We start from the raw sequence: 6,990 nt of genomic DNA, 5'->3' as shown, positions 1-6,990 counted from the left end.
CGGCCACTCCCACCCCCACCGCCTCCCCGACCCAGAGCACCGGCACCGGCACGACGGCCGGCGCGGGCTTCGCCCCCTACGTCGACACCTCCCTCTACCCCGCCTTCGACCTGCTCGCCAACGTCACCGCGACCGGCGTGAAGAACTACAACCTCGCCTTCATCACCGACGGCGGCGGCTGCACCCCGAAGTGGGGCGGAGTCTCGGACCTCGGCAGCGACGGCGTGGCCTCGCAGATCGGCGCGCTGCGCGCCAAGGGCGGCGACGTGCGGGTCTCCTTCGGCGGCGCGTCCGGCTCCGAGCTGGCGACGACGTGCGGTTCGGCGAGCGCGCTGGCGACGGCGTACGGGAAGGTCGTGGACGCGTACAACCTCACCAAGGTCGACTTCGACGTCGAGGGCGGTGCGCTGCCCAACACGGCGGCGAACACGATCCGCGCCCAGGCGATAGCGAAGCTCCAGCAGCAGCACCCGACCCTGGACGTCTCCTACACGCTCCCCGTGATGCCGGAGGGGCTGACCCAGGACGGGGTGAACTTGTTGTCCAATGCCAAGTCCAACGGCGTCAAGATCAATACGGTCAACATCATGGCGATGGATTACGGACCGGCGTACTCCGGAAATATGGGAACGTACTCACAGCAAGCGGCTACTGCCACACAAGCCCAAGTCAAGAGTGTTATTGGGCTCTCTGATGCCGCAGCATGGAAAGCGGTTGCAGTGACGCCGATGATCGGTGTCAACGACGTGTCATCGGAGGTCTTCACGGTCGAGGACGCGAACGGGTTGGCGGCATTCGCGAAGGCGAAGGGTCTGGGCGGGCTTTCGATGTGGTCCGCGACCCGTGACAAGCAGTGCCCCGGCGGCGCCAAGCCCAGCGCGGACGCGACCTGCAGCTCGGTCGTCCAGGCCCCGTCCGCCTTCACCAAGGCTTTCTCGGCCTTCCAGTAGGCGCCCCATGGGCCCCAAGGACCCCTCCCGGACCTCGTGACCCAGCCTCCCCGGAGCGGACGTGTGGCCACTCGGCTGCACGTTCGCTCCTTTTGCTGGCGAGTGTCGATTACGTTTCGACAAATGAAGGCGGCGGGTGTTGACGCATGACCAGACATAGGACTGTTATTACGCCACCGTGTTTGGTCGCGTTGGTTTCTGGTCGGTTACGACGACCTGGGGCGTGGCGCATTCCGGCCGAACCTCGTCCGTCAGGAGCCGTTCATGCCCGACTTCTCCCTCCCCGCCGCCAGTCGCCGCTCCGTCCTGCGCGGCATAGGCGGCGCTGCCGTGCTCGGCGCCGGCATACCCCTGCTGAGCGCGTGTGGCAGCAGCGGCAGCTCGTCCGACCCGAAGACCGTCACCGTCGGCTCCAACGCGTCCGACGCGGTGCCGAAGAAGGCGTTCGCGAGCGTCTACGCGGACTTCAAGAAGACGTCCGGCATCACCGTGAAGGTCAACACGAAGGACCACAACACCTTCCAGGAGCAGATCAACTCCTACCTCCAGGGCACGCCGGACGACGTGTTCAACTGGTTCGCCGGGTACCGCATGCAGTTCTTCGCGGCCAAGAAGCTCGCCACGTCCATCGACGATGTCTGGGCGAAGATCGGTGACAACTTCCCCGACGCGATGAAGCAGCTCAGCAAGGGCGAGGACGGCAAGTACTACTTCGTGCCGATGACCACGTACCCGTGGGCGATCTTCTACCGCAAGAGCGTGTTCACGGCGAAGGGCTACACCGTCCCCACCACGTGGGACGAGCTGGTCGCCCTCTGCAAGAAGATGAAGAGCGACGGCCTGGTCCCGATCGCCTTCGGCGACAAGGACGCCTGGCCGGCGATGGGCACCTTCGACCAGATCAACTTCCGCCTCAACGGCTACGACTTCCACAAGTCCCTGATGGCGGGCAAGGAGGCGTGGACCGACCCGAAGGTCAAGGCGGTCTTCGACCACTGGGCCGAGCTCCTCCCGTACCACCAGGACGGCTTCATGGGCCGCACCTGGCAGGACGCGGCGCAGGGCATCGTGTCGAAGAAGTCCGGCATGTACCTGCTGGGCTCCTTCGTGGCCCAGCAGTTCACCGTCAAGGCCGACCTCGACGACCTCGACTTCTTCGCCTTCCCGGAGATCAACTCCGCGTACGGCCAGGACACCGTCGAGGCGCCCACCGACGGCTACATGGTCAGCAAGGCCCCGAAGAACCACGCCGGTGTCGTCAAGCTCCTGGAGTACCTGGGCACCCCGGCGGCCGAGCAGCTGTACCTCAAGACCGACCCGAGCGTGGTGGCCGCCTCCAGCAAGGCAGACACCTCCGCGTACTCGCCGCTGCAGAAGAAGGCGTTCGACATGATCGGCGCCGCCAAGAGCCTCACCCAGTTCATGGACCGCGACTCACGGCCGGACTTCACCTCGACGGTGATGCAGCCCGGACTGCAGAAGTTCCTCCAGAACCCCAAGGGGATCGACAGTCTGCTGACCTCGATCGAGCGCCAGAAGAAGACGATCTTCGCCTCCTCATGATCTCCGAGACGACTACGACGAGCCCGGAGGCGGACGCCGTTCCGCCTCCGGGCCCCGCGCCTGCCAAGAAGCGGGTCCCGCAGGGCGCCAAGCGCCTGCTGACCCGCCGTGACCGCATCACGCTCGCCTTCATGGCGGGCGGCCCGACGGTCCTGCACGTGGCCCTGGTCTGGGTCACCGCCCTCGCCTCGATCGCCCTGGCCTTCACGTCCTGGGACGGCATCGGCTTCAGCTCCATCAAGTGGGTGGGGCTGGCCAACTTCAAGGAGCTGTTCAACGACAACCCGCAGTTCTGGCCCGCACTTGAGCACAACATCATCTGGTTCGTCGTGCTCATCCTGCTGCCGACCCCCTTCGGCCTGTTCCTGGCCGTCCAGCTGGACAAGAAGATCCGCTTCAGCCGCGTCTACCAGACCGCGTTCTTCCTGCCGGTCGTCATGTCGCTGGCGGTCACCGGCTTCGTCTGGCAGCTCATCTACAACCCCGACACCGGCCTGATCAACAGCCTCATCGGGGCCAACAAGCCCGGCCACTACATCGACTGGATCGGCGACCCCAAACTCAACCTGTGGGCCGTCCTCATCGCCGCGTCCTGGCGGCACGCGGGCTACATGATGATCCTGTACCTGGCCGGCCTCAAGGGCGTGGACCCCTCCCTGCGCGAAGCCTCCGCGCTGGACGGCGCGAACGAGTGGCAGACGTTCAAGAACGTCATCTTCCCCACCCTGCGCCCGACCAACACGGTCGTCCTGGTCGTCACCATCATCGAGTCGCTGCGCGCCTTCGACCTGGTCTTCGTCTTCAACAAGGGCGCCCAGGGCACCGAGCTGCTGTCGATCCTGATCACCAACAACATCATCGGCGAGTCCAGCCGGATCGGTTACGGCTCCGCGATCGCCGTCGTCCTGCTGGTCATCTCCCTCGCGGTCATCATCCCGTACCTGATCGCGACCTTCCGGAAGGAGCGGCGCGCATGACCACCACCACCCCCACCGCCGCACTCGGCGTGAAGCAGCGCACCCCGCTCCGCCCGGCCCGCGTCCTGCTGCACACGTTCCTCGTCGTCACCTCGCTGGCCTGGCTCGCCCCACTCCTGTGGGCGGTCTACGCGGCGCTGCGCCCGTACTCCGAGACCAGCAACAAGGGGTACGTCTCCTGGCCGGACACGCTGAACCTCGACAACTTCAAGAACGCGTTCGAGCAGTCCGACATGACGCACTACTTCGCCAACACACTGATCATCGCGGTCCCGGCCGTGCTGCTCACGCTGCTGCTGTCGTCGATGGTCGCGTTCTACGTCAGCCGGTTCGACTTCCGGCTCAACATCTTCCTGCTGCTGGTCTTCACGGCCGGCAACCTGCTGCCCCAGCAGGTCATCATCACCCCGCTCTACCGCATGTACCTGCTCATCGACCTCCCCGGCATCACGATGAGCGGCAAGCTCTACGACTCCGCGCTCGGCCTGGTCCTCATCCACGTGGCCTTCCAGTCGGGCTTCTGCGCCTTCGTGCTGAGCAACTACATGCGGATGCTGCCCCACGAGCTGACCGAGGCGGCGCTGGTCGACGGGGCGTCGGTGTGGCGGATGTACTGGCAGATCGTGCTGCCGCTGTGCAAGCCGGCGATGGCAGCCCTGGCGACGCTGCTCTCCATCTGGATCTACAACGACTTCTTCTGGGCGATCGTGCTGATCTCGACCGGCGAGAACATGCCGATCACCTCCGCCCTGAACAACCTCTCCGGCCAGTACTTCACCGACCCCAACCTGGTCGCCGCGGGCGCCCTGCTCACCGCGATCCCCACGCTGATCGTGTACTTCGCACTCCAGCGCCAGTTCGTCAGCGGCCTCACACTGGGCGCCAACAAGGGCTGACGCACTGCCTGGCAGGAGAACGGCCCGGGTGACTCAGAACGGCCCGGGCCCGCCGAAGCCTCCGAACCCACCCGGTCCGTCCGGCCCACCACCGAACAACCCACCGTGCGGCCCGTGATGGTGGAAGCCGTCGAACAGCGCGTCCGCGAGCAGCATGCCCCCGACCCCGGCGGCACCCGCGACGAGCGCGGTCTTCCACCAGGGCGTGCTGTACCAACCCCCGGCCATGGAACGGCCGTTGACGACCCCGCCGGGGTAGTAGTACGGCGTGCTCGCGCCGGGCTGCGCGGACGCGGTGTACGTCTGCCCACCCACGGTGACCTGTCCACCGGTCCCCTGCGCGGGCAGCTCGGGCCCCGGGTCGAGTCCCAGCGCGCCACGGGCGGTTCGGATGTGATGCAGCCCCTCGATGGCGGTCTGCGTCACGAGCCCGTACTGCACCGGCGAGTAGGCGACGGCGAGTTGACCCTCCGCGGCCCGGAGCCGCTCGGCGGCGTCGGCGAGGGCCTGCCGGGCGGCGGTGCTGTTGCCGGCGTCCAGCGTCGACAGACTCCCGCCCAGCCGCTCCACCCAGCGGGCGGCCTCGGCACCGGCGTCGGCGTCGTAGGACTGCTGGGCCGCCCCGGACCCGGCACCGTATCCGTACCGCGAACTCCCGCCCACCGCCTGCCTCTTACTGAAGGCGACGGCCCCGCCGACGATCAGGGCCAGCAGCACCGACACGATGAAAAACATGACGTCCTCCCGTCTGCGCCGGGATCGGATCACCCCGTACAGGAAGATCAGACGCCTCGGGGCTGAGAGGCCGCTGCGGGGGTTCTGAGGGGCGGCTGTGAATGGCGGCCCGGATGTGCCCGGACTCAGCGGCGCAGCGCCCCCACGACGCCCTCCACGACCCTCAACGCCTCGCCGCCGCGCACGAGTTCGGCGATGTGCTCGATGTCCGTGTGGAAGACGCGGTCCTCGTCGACGGGCGGTACGGTCTCCCGGATCCGGGCGCGCAGCGCCTCCGCGGCCGGTGAGGGCGCGAGCGGGGCGAGGAGGTCGAGGGCCTGGGCGGCGCACATCAGCTCGATGGCTATGACGTAGCCGAGCTTGCGGGCCGCGCGGTAGGCCTTCAGGGCGGCGAGGTACCCGTTGCTGACCGCGTCCTCCTGGTTGGCGGAGGTGGTGACATTGTCCGCGGACGCGGGCACCGCCAGGCCGCGCAGTTCCATGGTCAGGGCGGCGGCCGTGTACTGGGCGATCATGTAGCCGCTGTTGAGGCCCGGCCGCTGTCCGACCAGGAAGGCCGGCAGCTCGCTGAAGTTGCTGTTGACCATGCGGTCGGTGCGGCGTTCGGAGACCTTGGCCAGCACGGTCATCGCGTTGACCATGGTGTCGGCCTGGATGCCGACGTACGTGCTGTCGCAGTTCGCCCCGCTCAGCGCGACCCCGTCCTCGCCCTCGGGGTGGATGACCGGGTTGTCGCCCACGGAGTGGAGTTCCTCGACGATGACCTCCCGGGCCTGCGCGAGCGCCCGCTTCGCACCGCCGTGCATCTGCGGAACGGCCCGCAGGGAGAGCCCGTCCTGAAGCCGGTGATCGAGGAACTCGGCGCTGATGGCGCTGGACTCGGTGAGCCGCCGCAGGTTCTCGGCCACGGCGGCCTGCTCCGGGTGCCGTTTCCGCTCCTGGATCCGGGCGTCGTAGGCGCGGACGGTGCCCTTGAGTGCCTGTACGGAGAGGCTCGCGGCGATGTCGGCGGTGGTCGCCGCGACCTCGGCGTCGTGGGCGGCGAGGACGGCGATCGCGGTGACCGAGTGCGTCCCGTTGGTGAGCGACAGTCCTTCTTTGCAGGCGAGTCGGGCCGGCCGCTCGCCGATCCGGGCCAACGCCTCGGCGCCGGGCAGGAGTTCACCGCCGTACCAGGCCCGGCCCTCGCCGAGCAGTACGAGCGCCATGTGCGCCTCGGGGGCCAGATAGCCGACGGAACCCTCGCCGGGGACGTGCGGCGTGACCCCGGCGTTGAGCATCCGCCGGATCAGCTCCAGCGTCTCGAACCGGATACCGGAGAACCCTTCACCGAGCCCGACCAACTCCATCAGCGCGATGGCACGGACCACCTCGACGGGCAACGGCTCCCCGACCGACACGGCGTGCGACCGCACGATGTTGCGCTGGAGCCGCTCCGCGTCCGCCGGGTCGATGACCTCCGTGACGTTGTCGCCGAAGCCGGTGGTGACGCCGTAGACCAGTCGGTTCTCGGCGAGGAAGCGCTCCACCAGCGCGCGGGACTTGCGCACCCGGTCGACGTAGGTCGCGTCGAACTCGACCCGGGCGCCGTGGCGGGCGACCGCGACGAACTGGTCGATGGTGATCGGCTCCTGGCCCAAGGTGACCGTCACGGACATCTCCCCGCGCTTGACGTGCGTCCATTCACTAGCGTGGTGAATGAATCACTTTATTTAAAGCTTGGCAAGGGCGGCAGGTGATGGCGGGCGCATCCGGGACCTCGCTGCGTGCAGGCCGGGGCTCTGTCTAACCCCCTTGATCCTCCCAGCCGGTTAGCCCGCCGGGGCGCGGCACGCCCCCCTGGCATGCCGCGCCCCGTCCCCCGGGTAC

The 6,990-nt window shown here is 67.8% G+C and carries 6 protein-coding genes; 4 read left to right on the top strand and 2 right to left on the bottom strand.

Annotated features, from left to right (window positions below; all coding sequences use genetic code 11):
* The 4 genes from AC31A1_RS43280 to AC31A1_RS43265 all read left to right on the top strand — a co-directional run.
* Window positions 1-950, top strand: a 950-nt coding sequence (locus AC31A1_RS43280; protein ID WP_489658563.1) for a chitinase, incomplete at its 5' end; no start/stop codon positions are given.
* Between the two features lie 264 nt (window positions 951-1,214).
* Window positions 1,215-2,513 (top strand): ABC transporter substrate-binding protein, encoded by a 1,299-nt coding sequence (locus AC31A1_RS43275; RefSeq protein WP_489658562.1) that lies wholly within the window; start codon window positions 1,215-1,217, stop codon window positions 2,511-2,513.
* Window positions 2,510-3,490, top strand: a complete 981-nt coding sequence (locus AC31A1_RS43270; protein ID WP_489658561.1) for a carbohydrate ABC transporter permease — start codon at window positions 2,510-2,512, stop codon at window positions 3,488-3,490. The genes AC31A1_RS43275 and AC31A1_RS43270 overlap by 4 nt, the downstream gene beginning before the upstream one ends.
* A complete protein-coding gene (locus AC31A1_RS43265; RefSeq protein ID WP_489658560.1) occupies window positions 3,487-4,386 on the top strand; it encodes a carbohydrate ABC transporter permease in 900 nt (299 codons plus the stop codon). The genes AC31A1_RS43270 and AC31A1_RS43265 overlap by 4 nt, the downstream gene beginning before the upstream one ends.
* A 33-nt stretch (window positions 4,387-4,419) precedes the next feature.
* Here AC31A1_RS43265 and AC31A1_RS43260 read toward each other — a convergent pair whose 3' ends face one another.
* Window positions 4,420-5,121 carry a hypothetical protein gene (locus AC31A1_RS43260; protein WP_489658559.1) on the bottom strand — a complete coding sequence of 234 codons (702 nt, stop codon included), beginning with the start codon at window positions 5,119-5,121 and terminating at the stop codon, window positions 4,420-4,422.
* A gap of 125 nt (window positions 5,122-5,246) precedes the next feature.
* The gene (locus AC31A1_RS43255; protein WP_489658558.1) at window positions 5,247-6,779 is read right to left on the bottom strand and encodes an HAL/PAL/TAL family ammonia-lyase; all 1,533 of its coding nucleotides are present in this window, start codon (window positions 6,777-6,779) and stop codon (window positions 5,247-5,249) included.
* Window positions 6,780-6,990: the final 211 nt, after the last annotated feature.

The sequence above is a fragment of the Streptomyces sp. P5F9 genome, assembly GCF_057961495.1.
The sequence above is the reverse complement of the archived record's forward strand: the minus strand, read 5'-3'. Positions and strand labels throughout refer to the sequence as shown.